This window comes from Halalkalicoccus sp. CG83, from assembly GCF_037081715.1.
Classification (GTDB): Archaea; Halobacteriota; Halobacteria; order Halobacteriales; family Halalkalicoccaceae; genus Halalkalicoccus; species Halalkalicoccus ordinarius.
The window spans coordinates 361,755-379,147 of sequence record NZ_JAZDDH010000001.1; the positions used below are offsets into that span (position 1 = coordinate 361,755).

General features: G+C 66.0%; 23 protein-coding genes. 12 read left to right on the forward strand and 11 right to left on the reverse strand.

Features of this window, described 5'->3' with window-relative positions; all coding sequences use genetic code 11:
• Positions 1-58: 58 nt before the first annotated feature.
• The 6 genes from V0Z78_RS01780 to V0Z78_RS01805 form a co-directional block, all read right to left on the reverse strand.
• Positions 59-1,126 carry a class I SAM-dependent methyltransferase gene (locus tag V0Z78_RS01780; protein WP_336342903.1) on the reverse strand — a complete coding sequence of 356 codons (1,068 nt, stop codon included), beginning with the start codon at positions 1,124-1,126 and terminating at the stop codon, positions 59-61.
• Positions 1,123-2,247, reverse strand: a complete 1,125-nt coding sequence (locus V0Z78_RS01785; RefSeq protein WP_336342904.1) for a 60S ribosomal export protein NMD3 — start codon at positions 2,245-2,247, stop codon at positions 1,123-1,125. Before V0Z78_RS01785 ends, V0Z78_RS01780 begins: the two co-directional genes overlap by 4 nt.
• 67 nt (positions 2,248-2,314) lie before the next feature.
• Complete coding sequence (locus tag V0Z78_RS01790) at positions 2,315-3,082, reverse strand: cupredoxin domain-containing protein (protein ID WP_336342905.1); 768 nt, start codon at positions 3,080-3,082, stop codon at positions 2,315-2,317.
• Between the two features lie 83 nt (positions 3,083-3,165).
• Complete coding sequence (locus tag V0Z78_RS01795; RefSeq protein ID WP_336342906.1) at positions 3,166-4,053, reverse strand: NAD-dependent epimerase/dehydratase family protein; 888 nt, start codon at positions 4,051-4,053, stop codon at positions 3,166-3,168.
• On the reverse strand, positions 4,050-4,211 hold the full coding sequence (locus V0Z78_RS01800; RefSeq protein WP_336342907.1) for a hypothetical protein: 162 nt from the start codon (positions 4,209-4,211) through the stop codon (positions 4,050-4,052). Before V0Z78_RS01800 ends, V0Z78_RS01795 begins: the two co-directional genes overlap by 4 nt.
• Positions 4,212-4,260: 49 nt before the next feature.
• Positions 4,261-5,160 (reverse strand): polysaccharide deacetylase family protein, encoded by a 900-nt coding sequence (locus tag V0Z78_RS01805; RefSeq protein WP_336342908.1) that lies wholly within the window; start codon positions 5,158-5,160, stop codon positions 4,261-4,263.
• Positions 5,161-5,284: 124 nt separating this feature from the next.
• Here V0Z78_RS01805 and htpX point away from each other — a divergent pair, with 124 nt between their 5' ends.
• From htpX to V0Z78_RS01825, 4 genes are all read left to right on the forward strand, one after another.
• Positions 5,285-6,160, forward strand: a complete 876-nt coding sequence (gene htpX / locus V0Z78_RS01810; RefSeq protein ID WP_336342909.1) for a zinc metalloprotease HtpX — start codon at positions 5,285-5,287, stop codon at positions 6,158-6,160.
• A gap of 50 nt (positions 6,161-6,210) precedes the next feature.
• Entirely contained in the window at positions 6,211-6,816 is a 606-nt protein-coding gene (pspAB, locus tag V0Z78_RS01815) for a PspA-associated protein PspAB (RefSeq protein ID WP_336342910.1), read from the forward strand.
• 111 nt (positions 6,817-6,927) lie between these two features.
• Positions 6,928-7,962: a DNA repair and recombination protein RadA gene (gene radA / locus V0Z78_RS01820; RefSeq protein WP_336342911.1), complete on the forward strand. Its 1,035-nt coding sequence runs from the start codon at positions 6,928-6,930 to the stop codon at positions 7,960-7,962.
• 102 nt (positions 7,963-8,064) lie between these two features.
• Positions 8,065-8,382, forward strand: coding sequence for a 2Fe-2S iron-sulfur cluster-binding protein (locus tag V0Z78_RS01825; protein WP_336342912.1), 318 nt, complete (start codon positions 8,065-8,067; stop codon positions 8,380-8,382).
• Positions 8,383-8,394: 12 nt separating this feature from the next.
• On the opposite strand, the gene V0Z78_RS01830 is transcribed toward V0Z78_RS01825, so the two are convergent.
• Complete coding sequence (locus tag V0Z78_RS01830) at positions 8,395-8,814, reverse strand: iron-sulfur cluster assembly scaffold protein (protein ID WP_336342913.1); 420 nt, start codon at positions 8,812-8,814, stop codon at positions 8,395-8,397.
• 45 nt (positions 8,815-8,859) lie between these two features.
• Positions 8,860-10,077, reverse strand: a complete 1,218-nt coding sequence (locus tag V0Z78_RS01835; RefSeq protein WP_336342914.1) for an outer membrane protein assembly factor BamB family protein — start codon at positions 10,075-10,077, stop codon at positions 8,860-8,862.
• Positions 10,078-10,168: 91 nt separating this feature from the next.
• Between V0Z78_RS01835 and V0Z78_RS01840 the strand changes: the two genes are divergently transcribed.
• Both V0Z78_RS01840 and V0Z78_RS01845 read left to right on the forward strand, forming a co-directional pair.
• Positions 10,169-10,348 carry a hypothetical protein gene (locus tag V0Z78_RS01840; protein ID WP_336342915.1) on the forward strand — a complete coding sequence of 60 codons (180 nt, stop codon included), beginning with the start codon at positions 10,169-10,171 and terminating at the stop codon, positions 10,346-10,348.
• Between the two features lie 685 nt (positions 10,349-11,033).
• Positions 11,034-11,480 (forward strand): hypothetical protein, encoded by a 447-nt coding sequence (locus tag V0Z78_RS01845; protein ID WP_336342916.1) that lies wholly within the window; start codon positions 11,034-11,036, stop codon positions 11,478-11,480.
• 177 nt (positions 11,481-11,657) lie between these two features.
• Here V0Z78_RS01845 and V0Z78_RS01850 read toward each other — a convergent pair whose 3' ends face one another.
• Positions 11,658-12,905 (reverse strand): aminotransferase class V-fold PLP-dependent enzyme, encoded by a 1,248-nt coding sequence (locus V0Z78_RS01850; RefSeq protein WP_336342917.1) that lies wholly within the window; start codon positions 12,903-12,905, stop codon positions 11,658-11,660.
• Positions 12,906-13,068: 163 nt separating this feature from the next.
• Between V0Z78_RS01850 and V0Z78_RS01855 the strand changes: the two genes are divergently transcribed.
• On the forward strand, positions 13,069-14,040 hold the full coding sequence (locus V0Z78_RS01855) for a TatD family hydrolase (protein WP_336342918.1): 972 nt from the start codon (positions 13,069-13,071) through the stop codon (positions 14,038-14,040).
• A gap of 6 nt (positions 14,041-14,046) precedes the next feature.
• Here V0Z78_RS01855 and V0Z78_RS01860 read toward each other — a convergent pair whose 3' ends face one another.
• A complete protein-coding gene (locus V0Z78_RS01860; RefSeq protein ID WP_336342919.1) occupies positions 14,047-14,337 on the reverse strand; it encodes a DUF424 domain-containing protein in 291 nt (96 codons plus the stop codon).
• Positions 14,334-15,071 carry a tetratricopeptide repeat protein gene (locus tag V0Z78_RS01865; protein ID WP_336342920.1) on the reverse strand — a complete coding sequence of 246 codons (738 nt, stop codon included), beginning with the start codon at positions 15,069-15,071 and terminating at the stop codon, positions 14,334-14,336. Before V0Z78_RS01865 ends, V0Z78_RS01860 begins: the two co-directional genes overlap by 4 nt.
• Positions 15,072-15,267: 196 nt before the next feature.
• On the opposite strand from V0Z78_RS01865, the gene thpR reads away from it, so the two are divergent.
• The 5 genes from thpR to V0Z78_RS01890 all read left to right on the forward strand — a co-directional run bounded on the left by thpR (position 15,268) and on the right by V0Z78_RS01890 (position 17,336).
• On the forward strand, positions 15,268-15,822 hold the full coding sequence (gene thpR / locus V0Z78_RS01870) for an RNA 2',3'-cyclic phosphodiesterase (protein ID WP_336342921.1): 555 nt from the start codon (positions 15,268-15,270) through the stop codon (positions 15,820-15,822).
• An 88-nt stretch (positions 15,823-15,910) separates the two neighbouring features.
• Complete coding sequence (locus V0Z78_RS01875) at positions 15,911-16,186, forward strand: DUF7563 family protein (protein WP_336342922.1); 276 nt, start codon at positions 15,911-15,913, stop codon at positions 16,184-16,186.
• Between the two features lie 52 nt (positions 16,187-16,238).
• Positions 16,239-16,391, forward strand: coding sequence for a 50S ribosomal protein L39e (locus tag V0Z78_RS01880; protein ID WP_336342923.1), 153 nt, complete (start codon positions 16,239-16,241; stop codon positions 16,389-16,391).
• On the forward strand, positions 16,391-16,669 hold the full coding sequence (locus tag V0Z78_RS01885; protein WP_336342924.1) for a 50S ribosomal protein L31e: 279 nt from the start codon (positions 16,391-16,393) through the stop codon (positions 16,667-16,669). Before V0Z78_RS01880 ends, V0Z78_RS01885 begins: the two co-directional genes overlap by 1 nt.
• 1 nt (position 16,670) lies before the next feature.
• Positions 16,671-17,336 (forward strand): translation initiation factor IF-6, encoded by a 666-nt coding sequence (locus V0Z78_RS01890; protein ID WP_336342925.1) that lies wholly within the window; start codon positions 16,671-16,673, stop codon positions 17,334-17,336.
• Positions 17,337-17,393 lie beyond the last annotated feature (57 nt).

Sequence of the window (17,393 nt, forward strand, 5' to 3'; positions counted from 1 at the left end):
AGTAGCAGCGCGATCGCCTGCTGTCGATCCATACTGCGGGGGAAATCGTTCCATCCAATTAACCGCTACGGCCGATCCGCGCGTCGAGGACGACGTGGACGACGCCCTCGCTGTACCCCTTCACCCGACGTCGATCGAGAAGCTCGACCTCGCGTCCCGTGCGTTCGGCGGCGTCCTCGAGCCGCGAGACCGGCCGGTCCCACAACAGCGCCTCGGGCGTCGCCTCGTGTACGTGGACGATCCCGCCGTCCGTGAGCGCCCCGAGTGCGTGATCCAGGTACTCGTAGGACGTGCCGGACGAGGCCCGACCGTCGTCAGAACGTGGCTCGGCTGCGTCGTAGTAGCCCATCACGACCCGATCGACCTCCTCCTCGATCTCCACGTCGCGACAGTCCGCCCGGTATGCTTCGATCTTCTCCTCTACCCCGTTGAGTACGCTGTTCTCGAGGAGGTAGCGGAACGCGGTCGGGTTCCGCTCGATCGCCGTCACGTGCGCGCCGGCACGGGCCATCGGCAGCGTGAAGTAGCCGATCCCCGCGAACATGTCGAGGACGCGCTCGTCCTCGGTCACTACGTCGCCCATCCGGGCGCGCTCGGCCTTGTTGCCCGGCGAGAACATCACCTCGGCGAGGTCCAGCGCGTACCGCGTTCCGTGTTCGGTGTGGATCGTCTCGGTGTCGCCGGCGCCGGCTACCGTCCGAACCGAGGGTTCGCGGTGCTCGCCCGAGATCCCCTCGCGTGCGAGGACGGTGTCGGCCCCGCCGTGGAGCTCGAGAAGGGCGTCCCCGACCTCGCTCTCACGTGGACAGCCCTCGAAGTCGGCGAGGATCACGCTCCCGATGACGGCCCACGACCGGGGAACCCCCGCGAGTTCGTCCTCGCTCCACCCGCGATCGCGAAGCAGGTCGAGCAGTCCCGGCGAGCGCGGTTCGGGATCGGACTGGCGGCGTATCGCCCGGACGTCGGTTTCGGTCGGCCGTTCGGTCACGGGCAGCGCGAGCGCCTCGTCGCCGGCCTCGCGAACGCTCCGGGAGTCGTCGTAGACTCCTTCCGCGCGGAGGGAAGCGATCGCCCGTTCGCCCTCCGGTTTTGCGACGATCGCGACGAGCGGATCCGCCTCGGTCATCGGTCGTCCTCGAGCGCGTCCTCCGGCACGGCGTGGAGGCCGGCACGGCTCTTCAGGACGGGGATCGTCTCCCTCTCGACGTCGAGGAAGTCGGGCCGTGAGATCGTCTCCGTGTGGTAGGTCTCGGGGTCGAGAACCTGGATCGCCCGCTCGTCCTCGACGCTCACGAGGGTGGTCTCCTGGGCGTCCTCCGCGCGTCCGAGCCGCCGGGCGCCGGGGGCGTCGCCCTCCTCGAACCCCGACTCGTAGCGTTCGCCCGTCGTCAGGCGCCGGCCCTTGACCGTGTCGTGGACGCTGCGTACGAGCACCGGTCCCTCGCCGTCCTCGGGATCGATGACGTCTCCCCGAGTGAAGGGCGGCAGGCGCACCGCGTAGGTGACTCTGTACACTTCGTTTCCGTCCTCGTCCTCGGTGACGAGCGTCTCCGAGCTATCGAAATCGCCTCCGAAGCGGTTCACGACGCGACCGGCGATCTTCTTCCCGATCTTCGTCGTCGAGACCTTGACATCGAGGCCGCCCTCGCGTTCGGCGATCTCCGTGACGAACGCGTTCCTGTCGCCGGTGGCCTCCATCTCCTCGACCACGGTGTGTGCGATCTCCTTCGTCGCCTCGCGTTCCTCGCTCGTGGGCTCTCGGCCCGTGGCCCGAAGCTGGACCGTGCTCGCGTAGTAGTCGCCCGCGATCCGGCCACACCGGGTGCACGTCTCGCGCGAGATCGTCACCGGAACGACGACGTGTTCCTCGATCGGCTCGTCCCTGACCGTGCCCGTGAAGTAGCAGTGCATCCGGATCGTGTTCTGATCGACCTGTTCGGGTTCGACCTGCCAGGCCACCTCGCGGGCCTCGAGGTGTACGCCAAGCGACTCGCTCACCGCGTCGATCGCGACGTCGGTGTAGTCCTCCGCGCCGACGTCGACCCACCGGTTTCCGCGGTGGACGGCCCCGCACTGCGCACAGACGCGGATCGTCAGCCGGTCGGGGGCGGAGACGAGTTCGAAGTCCTCGAAGTAGCAGGCGTCACAGAGCCCCGTCTCGCGGGCGGCGGGCGCGCCCGGCAGATCGGGGCGTTCCCCGCCCTCGACGGGATCGCCACAGCGGGGACAGAAGGCGGATCGGCTCATTGCCGACGCTAAACGGTTGGGCCGGTTAAGCGTCGCGCTCCGACCGAAGCGGCGGTTCTCCCGCCGCTCAGAACGGCAGCTCCTTGCTCTCGTCCGCGATCTCGTCCCAGCTCACCCGGCCGCGGTCGACGATCCGCTCGGGATCGAGCGCCGGATCGCCGAGCACGGTCCCCGCGGCGAACACCGGCGGGCGGAGCTCCTCCCCTTCGCCCTCGCTCTCGTCTTCGGCTCCGTCCTCTCCGCCGGACTCGCCTTCGCCTTCGTCCTCGGGTTCCGGGAGCGGCTCGGCTCCGGGACCCGTCGCGGAGCCCGCGACGATCCGCCCGGCGTGGCCGAACGACTCGTGGGGACCGCAGTGGAAGTCGTAGACGCCCTCGGTCTCGAACGTGTAGAGCCAGTAGGCGCCGCCTCCGAGGACCGGCGAGGAGAACGGTGGAACGCCGTCGGGAACGCGCTGGACCTGCCCGAACGCCGGGTGGTAGGCGGTGACGGTGTGATGCGGCGTCGCGAGGGTGAACCGGACGGTGTCGCCCGGCTCGACGGACAGCCCCGTCGGCTCGTAGAAGAACTCGGGGATCTCGCGTCCCTCCACCGGTCGGATCATCGCCTCGATCTCGTGGTCCGGCTCGACCGGCGGCTCGACGTCGGCCTCCAGTGCGCTGAACCCGAACACGGGATGGACGTCGTCGCCGGAGACGAGCTCCTCCGGATAGCAGTGATCGTCGGCCGCTGCCGTCCCCGTTCCGAGGCCCACGAGCGCGGTGCCCGCACCGAACGCCTGGAGCACGCGTCGGCGGTCGAGCGTCGGACCGTCGACGTGTTTCTCGTCCTGCATGACGACTGACGCATTATCGTGTGAATAGTTAACTATTACCCTAAAAATTGTCACACGAGTCACAGCCGTGAAAACGGACCACCTTAGTCAGCGATCAGGGATACCGAGACGGACTCCTCGGCGGCCGTCCGCCAGTCGTGTTTCGGCTTCCAGCCGAGCAGGTCGTGGGCCTTCTCGGTCGAGAACGCGGACTCCTCGCCCTCGAGCGAACACCCCTCGGGCAGGGCGCCGAAGTACTCCTCGATGGCGTCGACGGTGGGCCGGTCGAGGTAGTTCTCGTCGGCGACCGCGAGGAACGCCTCGTGACCCTCGAGCGGGCTCTCGAGCGCCGCGGCCACCATCCCGGCGACGTCGCGGGCGTCGACGTACGACCAGAAGTTGCCCGCGCCGTCGGAGAGGTCACGACCCTCGCGGCAGTGGTACCGACCGGGCTCCTGGATCCACGACGGTCGGATCGACGCCACCGGCACGTCGTACCGGCGGGCGACCATCCTCCCCACCTCCTCGCCGACGACCTTCGAGGTGCCGTAGGGGTCCTCCGGGCGCAGGGGGTGGTCCTCGTCGATCGGTAGGTAGTCGGGAAGCGTCTGCTCGCGGGCGAATGGGAACCCGTAGGTGCTCTCGCTGGAGGCCCAGACGACTCTCGCACCACTGCGTCCGGCCGCGACCAGCGTGTGATAGGTGCTCATCGCGTTCGTCTCGAACACCCGTCCGTCGGCGTGACGGGTCGGCGACGGGTAGGCCGCGAAGTGGACGACGGCGTCGGGGTCGAACTCCGCGACGAGGTCGAGCGCCTCGGCACGCTCGGTGAGGTCGGCCGCCCGGAAGGTGATTCCCTCGCGTTCCGCGACCTGATATCCGGGGTGGGTCAGGTCGACGCAGATCACCCGCCAGCCGTCGCGTGCCAGCCGGTCGACGACCCACTGTCCCGCGTGGCCGAGTCCGCCGGTGACGATCGCGGTTCGGCTCATCGCTTCACCTCGACGCGTGCGCCGGTCCCGTCGGGATCGGCCGTCCGGCTCGATCGACGGACGTTGGTGCGGTCCTCGAGGCCAGTACCGTCGGTAGCGAAGGCGCTCATCGCGTCGGTCAGCGGTGCGTCAGTCGTCGTCCCGATCGTCAGTGGCATGACCGGAGCAACCGCCGGCGGGGAGAAAGAACCCCCGCTTCGTTCTCCCTCAGACGAACTCGCCCTCGCTCTCGTAGATCGAGGGGTCCTCCTTGAACTTCTCGGCGACGGTCTCGAGCGTGGTGAACTCGACGCCGTCGTGGCCCTTCATGTACTCGATGAACTCCTCGAGCAGCGGGATCATCTGTGGGCGCCCGTGGACGTCGGGGTGGATGGTGAACGTGTAGACGCCCGCGCCGCGGCGCTCGTAGAGGTAGTCGAAGTGGGCCTCGTAGAGCTCCTCGTAGACCATCTCCGGGCTGGTGTAGCCGTAGTTGTAGTTAGGCTGTTTCATGAACAGCATCGGCGGGACGTCGTCGCGGTACCACGAGATGGGGATCTCGACGACGTCCGTCTCCTCGCCGTACTCGTAGGGGTGCATCCACGACTCGGCGGGCTGGTCGTAGTCGATCGACTCCCAGCTGTCGCCGATCCGCATGTAGAGCGGCTCGAAGTCCCGCTCCATCAGGCTGCTGTCGTAGGTGAAGCCGTACTCCTCGACGAGTTCGGGCGTGTTCTCGCTGTACTCCCACCAGCTCGCACGGTGGCCCGCCGGCCGTTCGCCCGTCAGGTCCTCGACGAGGTCGATCGACTTCGCGAGGATCGTCTCCTCCTGCTCGCGCGAGAGGTCGGTCGGGTTCTCGTGGGTGTAGCCGTGGACGCCGATCTCGTGGTCGGCGTCGGCCACCGCGCCGATCTCCTCCTCGAAGGTCTCGATCGTGTGGCCAGGGACGTACCAGCTGGTGTCGATCCCGGCGTTCTCGAAGACCTGCAGCATCCGCGGGACGCCCTCCGTTCCCGCGAGCAGCCCGCGGGTGAGGTCCGACGGCGAGTCGTGCGCGCTGTAGGTGCCGAGCCAGCCGGCCACGCAGTCGACGTCGATGCCGATCGCCACGTCTATGTCTCCCATGTCATTCCACCACACGAGACCTCGACGTCCGTCCACATAGTCGCACTGCCTGCAGGCGTTTCATGCGCGATCCTCTACGGAAACACTCAACGTTTTAACCGTCCGAGGCCGTAGGATATTCCACATGGAGTGGAAAACGGACTGGGGTCTGCGCGGGCGCATGGCGCTCACCATGTTCCTGCTGTTCGCCCTGTATCTCGTGTTCGCCGCGGTCGTCGCCGCCTATCTCGGCGGCGGGGCACTCACGATGTTGGTCTTCATGGGCGGGTTCTCGCTCGTTCAGTACTTCTTCAGCGACAGGCTCACGCTCTGGAGCATGGGCGCGAAGGAGGTCAGCGAGGCGGAGTACCCCGAGTTACACGACGCGGTGACCCGCCTCTCGCGCCAGGCCGACCTGCCGAAGCCGACGGTGGCGGTCACCGACTCGCGGGTGCCGAACGCCTTCGCGACCGGCCGGAACCAGAGCAACGCCGTCGTCTGCGTGACGAGCGGGCTCATGCGGACGCTCGACCGGGAGGAGCTCGAGGGCGTGCTCGCCCACGAGCTCGCCCACGTCAAGAACCGCGACGTGATGGTGATGACGATCGCGTCGTTCCTCTCGACGCTCGCGTTCATCGTCGTGCGCTGGGGGTGGCTGTTCGGCGGCGGCGACAGCAGGAACCAGGCGCCCGTCTGGGTCGCCATCGTGGTCTCGCTGCTGGTGTGGATCATCAGCTTCCTGCTGATTCGCGCGCTCTCGCGCTACCGCGAGTACACCGCGGATCGCGGCGCGGCGATGATCACCGGAAAGCCCAGCGCGCTCGCCTCGGCGTTGATGAAGATCTCGGGACAGATGGACAAGGTCCCGAAGGAGGACCTCCGCGAGGAGGCCGAGATGAACGCGTTCTTCATCATCCCGATCAACAGGGGGTTCATCGGTCGGATCGCGAGCACCCACCCGCCGACCGAGAAGCGCATCGAGCGCCTGCGCGACCTCGAACGCGAGCTCGAGACCGCCTGAGCGGGGACTCGTTCTGTAAGCCTTTAGGCCCGTTCGCCCATCCGTGAGCCATGGGCATCTTCGACACCATCCGCGCCGTGCTCGGCACCAGCGCCGAGACCGACGCGACCCGCGAGGCCGACCCCGAGGACCTCTTCGGGATGAGCACGGCCTACATCACGATGGAGGCCGAACTCGACTACCCGAACGCGGACGCCGCGGCGCTCTGTTTCTCCAGCGTGGACAGCACCGACTTCGAGGACACCCTGCGGGAGGTCCGGGACATCCTCGAGGCCGGCGAAATCGAGACGGGGACGAGCGCCTCGGTCCGGCTGGACGAACACGGCTACCACTGGGTCGTCCTCGAGGACAGCGATCCCGAGGACCTCGTGACGAGCATCCACTTCGCCGCCGACACGTTCATCGAGCGGGGCTACGGCTCGCGGCTGCTGGCGGCGCTGTTCGCGTTCGAAAAGGGCTCGCGATACGTCTACTGGATCTACTCCTTCCGCCGGGGCTCGTACTACCCGTTCGCGCCGAAGGCCGGCCGCGAACGCGACCAGTCCGTCGAGTTCAAGCTCCAGAGCGTCCTCGACGGCGAACTCACGGTCGAGGACGACACCTCCTACTGGTACCCCCTGTGGCCGGACTCGCCCGACCGCCATCCCTGGAACTGATCGCACTTCAACCCGCGTGGTCGCTCCATCGAACCCCCTCGACCGCTGCCATTTTCACTTCCGGTATGCTGTTAACGACACTTTATACGCTCCGGAGCTCAAGGGAGGAGTATGGCAGCGAAACCTGACCTGGAAGACCTCCCCGGCGTCGGTCCCGCGACCGCAGAGAAGCTCCGAGACAACGGCTACGACTCGTATCAGGGTCTCGCGGTGGCGAGCCCCGGCGAGCTCTCGAACACGGCCGACGTCGGCGAGTCGAGCGCGGCCGACATCATCAAGGCCGCCCGCCAGGCCGCCGACATCGGCGGCTTCGAGACGGGTTCGGACGTCCTCCAGCGCCGCGAGGAGATCGGCAAGCTCGAGTGGCTCGTCCCCGAGGTCGACGAGATGCTCGGCGGCGGCGTCGAGACCCAGTCGATCACCGAGGTCTACGGCGAGTTCGGCGCCGGCAAGTCCCAGGTGACCCACCAGCTCTCGGTGAACGTCCAGCTCCCCCGCGAGCAGGGCGGCCTCGAGGGCAGCGCGATCTTCATCGACACCGAGGACACCTTCCGGCCCGAGCGGATCGACGACATGGTCCGCGGGCTCGACGACGAGGTCATCGAGGCGATGCTCGAACAGCGCGAGATCGAGGGCACCGCCGACGACGAGGAGACGCTCGAGGCGCTCGTCGCCGACGTCCTCGATAAGATCCACGTCGCGAAGGCGTTCAACTCGAACCATCAGATGCTGCTGGCCGAGAAGGCCCAGGAGCTCACCGCCGAGAACGAGGAGACCGACTGGCCCGTCCGGATCGTCTGCGTCGACTCGCTCACGGCCCACTTCCGTGCGGAGTACGTCGGGCGTGGTCAGCTCGCCGACCGCCAGCAGAAGCTCAACAAGCACCTCCACGACCTCTCGCGGATCGCCGACCTCTACAACACCGCGATCCTCGTCACCAACCAGGTCGCCTCGAACCCCGACTCGTTCTTCGGCGACCCCACCCAGCCCATCGGGGGCAACATCCTCGGGCACAAGTCCACCTTCCGGATGTACCTCCGCAAGTCGAAGGGCGACAAGCGGATCGTTCGTCTCGTCGACGCGCCGAACCTCGCGGACGGCGAGGCGGTCATGCGCGTCGTGAACGACGGGCTGAAGCCCGAGTAGCCGACTCCCCGATCGAACCCGACCGTTTCGTTCCTCCCCGACTCGTTCTCCGAGACGTGCCGTCCCGATGCCTACGTATACCTCCGGGATCAACCGTCGGTCGTGAGCCACGAGATCACCCTCGAGTGGCCCGGCGATCGCGAGGAGACGTTCACGGCCGAGCCGGGCGAGACGGTTCTCGAGGCCGCCGCTCGAGCGGGCATCAGGCTTCCGTACGACTGTCGGACCGGGACCTGTGCGGAGTGTGTCGGACGGGTTCTCGAGGGACGGACCGAACACCGACGCATGCCCCGCGCGCTCGAACCCGGCGACCAGGAGGAGAACTACGCCCTGTTGTGCATCGCTACGGCGAGCGAGGACTGTCGGATCCGCGTCGGTTCGAGAGTAAAAACGGGGCTCGGAGGGAGCCCGTGGGGATAGAACAGGGGTGGCTCAGTCCTCGGTCGAGGTCTTATCGAGCTCCTTCTCGCCGCGGTAGATCTTCGCGCCGTCCTGGGCGACCTTCTCCGCGAGCACCGCACACTTGATCCGCATCGGGCTGATGTCGATGCCGAGCATCTCCGTGACGTCGTCGCGGTCCATCCCCTCGAGCTCGTCGAGACTCATTCCCGGTAGCTTCTGGGAGAGCAGGCTCGCGCTCGCCTGGCTGATCGCACAGCCGTCGCCAACGAAGGAGACGTACTCGATGGTGTCGTCGTCGTCCTCCAGCGTGACGTCGACCCGGATCTCGTCGCCGCACATCGGGTTCTCGCCGACGTGTGAGAAGGAGGGATCCTCGAGTTCGCCGTAGTTGCGGGGGTTCTTGTAGTGATCGAGGATCTGTTCGCGGTACATGTCCGATCCCATGCTCATGATGTGCGCGGGTAGGGGTGTGGCCGGCAAAAGGGTTCCGCAGCCTCAGGAGAGCGCGTACACGTTTCCGTCGGTGCTGCCGACGTAGAGGCGCCCGTCGACGACCGCCGGTGACGAGAAGATCACCTCGCCGATCCCGGCCGATCCCTGGTTGGTACCTTCTGCGGCGTCGAGCGCGTAGACGTTCCCGTCGCGGTTGGTGACGTACACCACGTCGTCGGCGACGGTCGGCGAGGACCACGTCTCGGCGCCGGTCTGAAAGCGCCACCGTTCGTCCCCCTCTGCGGCGTCGAGCGCGTAGACGTTCCCGTCGCGATTGGCGGCGTAGACGACGTCATTGGTGACCGCCGGCGCGGCGCCGGTCCAGTCCCCGGCGTCCAGTCGCCACCGTTCGTCGCCGGTCCCGGCCTCGAGCGCGTGGAGGGTCCCGCCCCGGTCGCCCGCGTAGACGACGCCGTCGCCGACCGCGGCGGCGGCCTCGAACTCGCCGCTTCCCTCGACGCTCCAGAGCTCGGTTCCCGTTTCGGCATCGATCGCGTAGAACCGGCCGTCGAAGCTGCCGACGTAGACCGTTCCGTCGACCACCGCCGGGGCGGCGACGACCTCCGCGTCGGTCCCGAACGTCCACTCGTACTCGCCGAGCGCGTAGACGTTACCGTCGTCACAGCCGACGTACAACGACCCGTCGACGGGCGTCGGCGAGGAGCCGACGTCGTCGCCGGTCTCGAAGCGTTCGGCCACCTCGCCAGTCGCCGTCTCGAGCGCGTAGACCGTGTCGTCGAAGCCGCCGACGTAGCAGTAGTCGTCGACGATGGCCGCGGACGAGAGGACGTTCTCGCCGACGTCGAACGCCCACCGGTTCTCTCCCGTCTCGGCGTCGAGCGCGTACATCGTTCCGTCGTAGCTGCCGACGTAGACGACGTCTCCGGCGACCGACGGCGAGGCGTACACCGCGCCGCCGGTCTCGAACGTCCACTCGGTTTCGAGGGCGGAAGGCCCCCCTGCGTCGGGCTGGACGCCCGTGTTGGCGGCGTCGTACCGGAACGTGGGCCACGTCCCGTTCGAACCCCCGTCGTCCGAACTCTCGTTCTCCGTTTCGCTCGAACCGTTCTCGGACTCGGTCGACTCCTCGCCGTCAGCTCCCGCGTTCGATTCCTCGCCTCCGCCGCCTTCGTCGCCGCCGTCGGTACATCCCGCGAGACCGGCGGCGGCCACCCCACCCAACGTAGCGAGCAGGCCGCGACGCGTTCGTTCCGTCGTCATGCGCCAGTAGTACCAGCCGGATGCCCTGAGCCTTTCGTCTCGTCTCGCCGGAACCGACGCCGACAAGCGGGTCGCTCGCGTACCGTTCGTGATGGACGAGCGGACCGTCATCCGTCGTCGTCGGCTCCTGTTCGGATCCGCGATCGGCGGAGCGTTGCTCATGACCGTCGGCACGAGCGCCGTCTTCGCCGGTACGCCGATCGTTGGAATCGCGCTGGTCGGAACGAGTCTGCTCCTGCTGATCGGGGCGATCGTGATGCTGTTCCGGTGACGCGCAGCTCGGTTCTCCCGGCAATGAACCCTGAATCGCGGGTCGCCCTGGAAAACCGACTTCGGTTTTCCCAGCGTCGGAGCGAGAGTCCCGGGCACGTCCCTCTTCCCGTTTTCCGTGAGAGAGGCCAGGACTGCTGGTCGATCAGCGCCGGTGAGTGCGACCGCCGATCAATCGAACTCACACCTATCGAGGTTCCTAGCCCGAGGAACCCGCAATCCATCTTGAAACTGTATTATCATTCACGATCAATATTATATGAAGAAGAATAACATCTAGTATGTGTTCAAATCACACCAGGATTCGTTATCTGTTCTGCTATACGCTCCAAGCCGGGTCAAACACCCCGATATCGAATGAAAGGGACTATCAGGTGTATTCACCGCAGCTTACGATACCTGATCGTCTATCTAATATACATTTAAAAATAGATACCATAAAATCTCTTATAATACTAGTTCGTTTTATCTTTCATATATCTTGTAGATTAACACATCAGACAGATTTATTACTTAACTAACTGTCAATTAGGTCGCTCCGGAAGGGGAGCACGCTATGAACGGAAAGAACCGCTCGAGCACGAACCGTCGACGTCGCACGTTCCTGAAAGCGACCGGTCTCGCGACGGCCGGTCTGTTCGGGTTCACCGGCGTCGGCGCCGCTCACGACGATCACGAGAAGAACGATGAAAAGAAAGACCCGGTCTTCCGCGGGTTCAAACACGGCTATCACGGCGAGAAAAAAACGGAAGCACCACGGTAACGGATACCATCCCGGATACCGATACGGGAAGAAGAAACGTCGTGAGTACAGCGGCAAGAAACTCTACTTCCGCGGGTTCAAACACGGCTATCACGACGAGAAGAAACGGAAACGCCACGGCAAGGGCTACCACGACGGCTACCGCGACGGCAAGACGGCGCACAAGGAAGTCGAGAAACGTCACAAAAAGCGCGACGAAAAGAAGCACACGCACGATCACGACCACCACGACCACAAAAAGGACGAGAGGCACAAGAAAGACAAAAAGGACGGACACCACCACGATCACGACACAGACGATCACCACGACCACAAGAAAAAGCGCAAGAAAGGTATGAAGCGCGGGAAAGACAAGCACCACCACGGCTGACCGTTTGATCGACTCCGACGGTCCTTCGACCGTCGAAGAGACGCCGCTCGGGCGTTCGGCTTACTCTTGAGCGGCGTCATACTGGGGATTCTCCCCCCTTCGAGTAGCGGCCTCAAATAGTAACGGTCGTGGTCGACGATTCGAATCAGTTCGGCAGTCGATGCGATGGCGCTTCGTCTACGCGAACAGCTGTCGCGCGTCGTCGATGGCGTCGATCAGTCTGTCGACCTCCTCGCGGGTGTTGTAGAGGTAGAAGGAGGCCCGCGCGGAGGCCGCCGTGCCGAGTTCGTCGTGCAGCGGCTGGGTACAGTGGTCGCCCGCCCGGATCGCGACCGCGTGGTCGTTCATGATCGAGGCGAGGTCGTGGGCGTGGACTCCGTCCAGGTTGAAGCCGACGAGTCCGCCGCGCTTCTCGGGGTCGCGCGGCCCGTAGAGATCAATGTCGTCGAACTCCTCGAAACGGTCGATGGCGTACTCGGTGAGCCACTCCTCGTGGGCTCGAATGCGGTCCATTCCCACGTCCTCGAGGTACTCGATCGCTCGATCGAGGGCGATCCCCTGGGCGATCAGCGGCGTGCCGGCCTCGAACTTCCAGGGGAGGTCGTTCCAGGTCGAGTCCTCGAAGGTGACCTTCCGGATCATCTCGCCGCCGTAGAGGAACGGCTCCATCTCCTCGAGGATCTCCTTCTTCCCGTAGAGACAGCCGATCCCCGTCGGACCGGCCATCTTGTGGCCCGAGAAGGCGTAGAAGTCGGCGTCGATCGCCTCGACGTCCACCGGTCGGTTGGGAACGGCCTGGGCGCCGTCGACGAAGATCAGCGAGTCGTCTGCGTGAGCGAGGTCGGCGAGCTCCTCGACGGGGTTGATCGTGCCCAGCGCGTTCGAGACGTGGACCACCGAGACCATCCGCGTGTCCTCGCCGATCAGCTCACGGGCGTGTTCCATGTCGAGTTCGCCCTCCTCGGTGATGCCGATGTACTTCACCTCGGCACCCGTTCGTTTCGCGATCTGCTGCCAGGTGACCAGCGAGGCGTGGTGTTCCATCTGCGTCAGCACCACCTCGTCGCCCTCCTTGAGCTCGTTCAGTCCCCAGGCGTAGGCGACGAGGTTCTCCGCCTCGGTGGTGTTCTTCGTGAAGACCATCTCCTCGCGCTCGCCGCTCGCGCCGACGAACCTCGCCACGTTGTCGTGGGCCTCCTCGTAGGCGATCGAAGCCTCCTGACTGAGATGGTGGATCCCGCGGTGGACGTTCGCGTTGGTCGCGCGGTAGTAGTCGGAAATCGCGTCGATCACCTGGTTCGGCGTCTGCGTCGTCGCGGCGTTGTCGAGGTACACCAGCCGGTTGCCGTCGAACTCGCGCTCGAGGATCGGGAAGTCCTCCCGGATCCGTTCGACGTCGAGCGGTGCGGATTCCTGAACACCCATTGACGGTGCGGAGGGGCCCGAGGGAGAACATTCCTTCGGTCCTACGGCGGATTCGTAACCGGAACCGGTTATCTCTCCGTCGCCCGCTCCGGGCGCTCGCCGTTCGATCGTGCCGTGCGATCACCTACCGATAAGTGGGGATGCCGCGATGGGCGAAGCGTCAATGACACGCATCACGAACCGACCGCTCGGCGACGCCCCCTCGGGTGAGGCCCCGGAACCCCTCGACATCCCCTGGGTCGACATCCACCAGCACACGCAGTCGCTCACGTGGAACGACCGGGAGGCGTTCGACCTTAGCGGCGGACAGGCAGCAGTGATGATCGCGGCGGGCTACTACTGGGCACCCTACCGGCCCGTCTCGGCCGACGACGTCCGCTTTCTGTGGGACGACGCGCTCCGGCGGGCGGCGTGTTTCGACCACCGTCACTTCTACGACCAGTACGTCGCGGTCGGCGTCCACACGTGGGCCGGCGTCGAGGGTGCTGAGGAACTGCTCGCGGTGCTGCCCGACTACTGCGAACACGAGCGGGTGATCGCGCTCGGCGAGACGGGGATCGAGTCCACCCACCACACCTCGGGATGGGGGCTTGACGAGCAACGCGAGGTCGTCTCCGAGCAGTTCCACGTCGCCCGCGAGACGGGGCTGCCGGTGCTGGTTCACACGCCCGGATCGAGCAAGGGAGGGCTCCCCGCGAAGTACGGCCACAGCTACGAGGAGGCCAACGAGAGCTTCACCGACCCCCTACTGAATCCGGAGACGGCGAAGACCGACGCCGTCGAGATCGACCTCGAACTCGTCGACGAGGCCGGGCTGTCGGACGAGCAGGTCGTGATCGACCACGCCAGCCCCGAGATCGTCCCGCTGGTGATGGAGACCACCGACTGCTATCTGAGCTTCAGCGTCAGCGCGCCGTGGCTCCGCGGGTTCGATCCCGCGGACGTCGCCGAGGCGATCGAGGAGTACGGCCCCGACCGAATCGTGCTCGATTCCGATCTCATCGGCGCCATGCAGCACGACGCGTTCGCGATGAAGCGGACGATAATGGACCTCCGTCGGTTGGGCGTCGACCGCGAGGCGATCGAAACGGTCGTCCACGAGAACCCGAGACGCGTGCTCGGGCTGGATCGGTAGATCCGCCTACATCCGCAGGAACTGGGCGTGGGGCGTCCCGTCGATCTCAAGAACGTTCGCCTCGTCGACGTGGCCGCGCTCGATCGCGAGCGTCACCGCCCGTTCGCCGACGAGGTTCGCGACGCTCGCGCGATCGAGGCTGTTCGCGGCGTCGCGTTCCTCGACCTCCTCGCCGCCGTAGAACTCCTCGGTGACCGTCAGCGAGAGCTCGCCGTTCTCGAAGGTCTCTCCCAGAACGTCCGCGTCGCAGACCGCGACCAACAGCCCCTTCGGCGTCTCGTGTTCGGTGACGATCATCGCTCCATCAGCTGCTGTTCTGCGTCGGAACGGAGCTCCTCGGCCTCCTCCGCGAGCTCCTCTGCGAGATCGTCCTCGCCGAGCTGCTCGTGGGCGCGGGCCTTCTCCTCGAGCACCTCGGCGCTCCGGGTCCCGAGCCGGATCGCGTTGTCGAAGCAGTTCACCGCCTCCTCCGCGAGGCCGCGCTCGAGCAGGAAGAAGCCGCGGTTGTACCACGCCTGCGAGAAGCGCTGGTCGATCTCGACGGCGCGTTCCGCGTGTTCGAGCGCCTGCTCGCTCTTGCCGGTCTCCCAGAGCGCGTAGGCGAGGTTCGTCTCGGCAACGGCGGCGTGCTCCGAGCGGTCGTCGATCCGCAGCGCCTCACGGTAGGCGCCGATCGCCTCGTCGTACTCCTCCATCTCGGCGTGGGCGACGCCCTTGTTCGCCCACGCCTCCTGGGCGAGAAGCGAGTCCTCCTCGGCGAAACGAGCGGCGCGCTCGAACGTGTCGACCGCCTGCTCGTGGCGGTTGATACCCATGTAGGAGAGCCCCACGTCGATCAGCGACCCGACGTCGATGTCGTCGCGGGCGACGTTGTGCTCGTCGAGGAGGTCGGTCAGCACGCGCGAGTCGACGGGATCGACCTTCTCGGGGTCGATCTCGAGCTCGGGCGGATCGAGATCGAACTCCTCGTAGGCCTCGGAGAAGCCCTGCCCCTCGGAGAAACGGTGGTCTCGGTCCTCTGAATCGGTCATACTCGCCGTAGGCGAGTCGGCGTGTTAAACCCTGCGCGAGATCCCCGTTCGATCCCGCCGAGGCGCTTTCCGGCTCCGTCGCCCTGGGACGCCCGACCGCTCCAGCCGGAACCGTCCGTCGGAAGGGTGCTCTCCCACGTGAGACGTCCCTTTCACGTCCACAACCGATTAACCGACTCCCGACGAACGCCTCGGCATGCGCCTGTTCGTTAGCGTCGACGTTCCCGACGAACTCGTGGACGCGGTCGCGGAGCTCCAGGAGGCGTTCGCCGGCGCCGACGGCCTCCGGTTCACCGATCCCGGATCCGTTCACGTCACGCTGAAGTTCCTCGGCGAGGTCGAGGAGGAGCGCCTTTCCGAACTGACGAGCGCGATCGAGACGGCCATCGAGGAGGCCGGCGTCTCGGCGTTCGAGACCGAGTTCGGCGGGCTCGGCGTCTTCCCCTCGCCCGAGTACATCAGCGTCGTCTGGTTTGGGGTTCGCGAGGGTGCCTCGGAGATGACCCGGCTCCACGAGGCGATCGAACGCCGAACCGTGGAGCTGGGATTCGAACCCGAGAGCCACGAGTTCACGCCCCACGTCACGCTCGCACGGATGGACCACGCCGGCGGAAAGGAACTCGTCCAACGGCTGGTCCGCGAGCGCGACCCGACGATCGGTCGGACGACCGTCGAGGAGGTACGACTGACCGAGAGCGAACTCGGCCCCGATGGTCCGACCTACTCGACGATCGAGCGGTTCCCCCTGTAGGTTACGTCCGTCCTAACGCCGGTTACACACATCAAAAAACCTAGAACAATATATTGTATTTATTATGTTTACGTACCATCGACCGGACATGGCGAACTGTGACCGATGTGGTAGCTACGTGTCGGCGGATTACGTCCGAGTGTTCAGCGACAACCAGGGCCGGATCCACTCCTGTCCCGACTGTCCGACCGGTCGAGAGGAGGAATCGACCGCGAGCGAGGAGTCGCGGCGCGGACTCACGTTCAGAATGAGCGAGTACGAGACCGGGACCGACCGCGAGGACGGGACGACCGACTCGGCGTCGTCGGCCGGCACCGATAGTCGGCTCGGTCGCGTGAGCGCGGCGGTGTCGGGGCTGTTCTGAGCCGGTTCGAAGGGACAGCATTTTATGCGCCCGTAGGGTAGATGCGGCTACTATGGGTAAGAAGTCGAAGGCGAAGAAGAAGCGGCTGGCGAAGCTCGAACGGCAGAACTCGCGGATCCCCGCATGGGTGATGCTGAAGACCGACCGTGAGGTCACGCGAAACCACAAGCGCCGCAACTGGCGGCGTAGCGACACCGACGAATAATGAGCTCGAGCGACTTCGAGGAGCGCGTCGTCACGGTGCCGCTTCGCGACGCCAAGGCGCAGGCCGGCCACGAGCGTGCCGACAAGGCGATGACCATCGTCCGCGAACACCTCGCGAAACACTTCAGCGTCGAGGAGGACGCCGTTCGGCTCGACTCCTCGATCAACGAGGCCGTCTGGGAACGCGGGCGAAGCAAGCCCCCGCGAAAGCTCCGGATCCGCGCGGCTCGCTTCACCGAGGAGGGTGAGGCGACCGTCGAAGCAGAGCTCGCACAGTAGCGTGCTCCGCGCCGCGTTCTTCGGTTCGTCGGCGATCGGCGTCTTCACCCGTGCCACCGACGACTGCGTGCTGGTTCGCCGCGACGTCGAGGACGACCTCCGGGAGGAACTCGAGGCCGAACTTGAGGCGCCGGCGATCCCAACGACGATCGGAGGCTCCTCGACGGTCGGTGCGCTCTCGGTCGGCAACGAGAACGGGTTGCTCGTAAGCAGCCGCATCACCGACGCCGAGCGCGAGACCATCGAGGCCGTCTCGGACCTGCCGATCACCGAACTACCGGGACGGATCAACGCCGCGGGCAACGTCGTGCTCGCGAACGACACCGGCGCGTACGTCCACCCGGACCTCGACCGGGAGGCGGTCCGTGCCGTGAAGGACGGACTCGGCGTCCCGGTGGAACGCGGCGAGCTCGCGGGTCTCAGAACCGTGGGAACGGCGGCGGTCGCCACCGAGAAGGGCGTGCTCTGTCATCCCAAGACGACCGACGGCGAACTCGACTTCCTCGAGGAACTGCTCGACGTCTACGCCGACATCGGTACGATCAACTACGGCGGCCCGCTGGTGGGCTCCGGCCTCGTCGCGAACGACGCCGGCTACGTCGTCGGCCAGGACACCACGGGGCCCGAACTCGGGCGGATCGAGGACGCGCTGGGCTATCTCGACTAGGAAGATACTTCCGACTCGCTGCTCGATGTGTGGACATGACGTTCGCTTCTAACTCGA

Coding starts and splice junctions, on each gene's coding strand:
- V0Z78_RS01780 (WP_336342903.1), bottom strand. CDS start 1,126: ATGACCGAGGCGGATCCGCTCGTCGCGATCGTCGCAAAACCGGAGGGC.
- V0Z78_RS01785 (WP_336342904.1), bottom strand. CDS start 2,247: ATGAGCCGATCCGCCTTCTGTCCCCGCTGTGGCGATCCCGTCGAGGGC.
- V0Z78_RS01790 (WP_336342905.1), bottom strand. CDS start 3,082: ATGCAGGACGAGAAACACGTCGACGGTCCGACGCTCGACCGCCGACGC.
- V0Z78_RS01795 (WP_336342906.1), bottom strand. CDS start 4,053: ATGAGCCGAACCGCGATCGTCACCGGCGGACTCGGCCACGCGGGACAG.
- V0Z78_RS01800 (WP_336342907.1), bottom strand. CDS start 4,211: ATGCCACTGACGATCGGGACGACGACTGACGCACCGCTGACCGACGCG.
- V0Z78_RS01805 (WP_336342908.1), bottom strand. CDS start 5,160: ATGGGAGACATAGACGTGGCGATCGGCATCGACGTCGACTGCGTGGCC.
- htpX (WP_336342909.1), top strand. CDS start 5,285: ATGGAGTGGAAAACGGACTGGGGTCTGCGCGGGCGCATGGCGCTCACC.
- pspAB (WP_336342910.1), top strand. CDS start 6,211: ATGGGCATCTTCGACACCATCCGCGCCGTGCTCGGCACCAGCGCCGAG.
- radA (WP_336342911.1), top strand. CDS start 6,928: ATGGCAGCGAAACCTGACCTGGAAGACCTCCCCGGCGTCGGTCCCGCG.
- V0Z78_RS01830 (WP_336342913.1), bottom strand. CDS start 8,814: ATGAGCATGGGATCGGACATGTACCGCGAACAGATCCTCGATCACTAC.
- V0Z78_RS01835 (WP_336342914.1), bottom strand. CDS start 10,077: ATGACGACGGAACGAACGCGTCGCGGCCTGCTCGCTACGTTGGGTGGG.
- V0Z78_RS01840 (WP_336342915.1), top strand. CDS start 10,169: ATGGACGAGCGGACCGTCATCCGTCGTCGTCGGCTCCTGTTCGGATCC.
- V0Z78_RS01845 (WP_336342916.1), top strand. CDS start 11,034: ATGAAAAGAAAGACCCGGTCTTCCGCGGGTTCAAACACGGCTATCACG.
- V0Z78_RS01850 (WP_336342917.1), bottom strand. CDS start 12,905: ATGGGTGTTCAGGAATCCGCACCGCTCGACGTCGAACGGATCCGGGAG.
- V0Z78_RS01855 (WP_336342918.1), top strand. CDS start 13,069: ATGACACGCATCACGAACCGACCGCTCGGCGACGCCCCCTCGGGTGAG.
- V0Z78_RS01860 (WP_336342919.1), bottom strand. CDS start 14,337: ATGATCGTCACCGAACACGAGACGCCGAAGGGGCTGTTGGTCGCGGTC.
- V0Z78_RS01865 (WP_336342920.1), bottom strand. CDS start 15,071: ATGACCGATTCAGAGGACCGAGACCACCGTTTCTCCGAGGGGCAGGGC.
- thpR (WP_336342921.1), top strand. CDS start 15,268: ATGCGCCTGTTCGTTAGCGTCGACGTTCCCGACGAACTCGTGGACGCG.
- V0Z78_RS01875 (WP_336342922.1), top strand. CDS start 15,911: ATGGCGAACTGTGACCGATGTGGTAGCTACGTGTCGGCGGATTACGTC.
- V0Z78_RS01880 (WP_336342923.1), top strand. CDS start 16,239: ATGGGTAAGAAGTCGAAGGCGAAGAAGAAGCGGCTGGCGAAGCTCGAA.
- V0Z78_RS01885 (WP_336342924.1), top strand. CDS start 16,391: ATGAGCTCGAGCGACTTCGAGGAGCGCGTCGTCACGGTGCCGCTTCGC.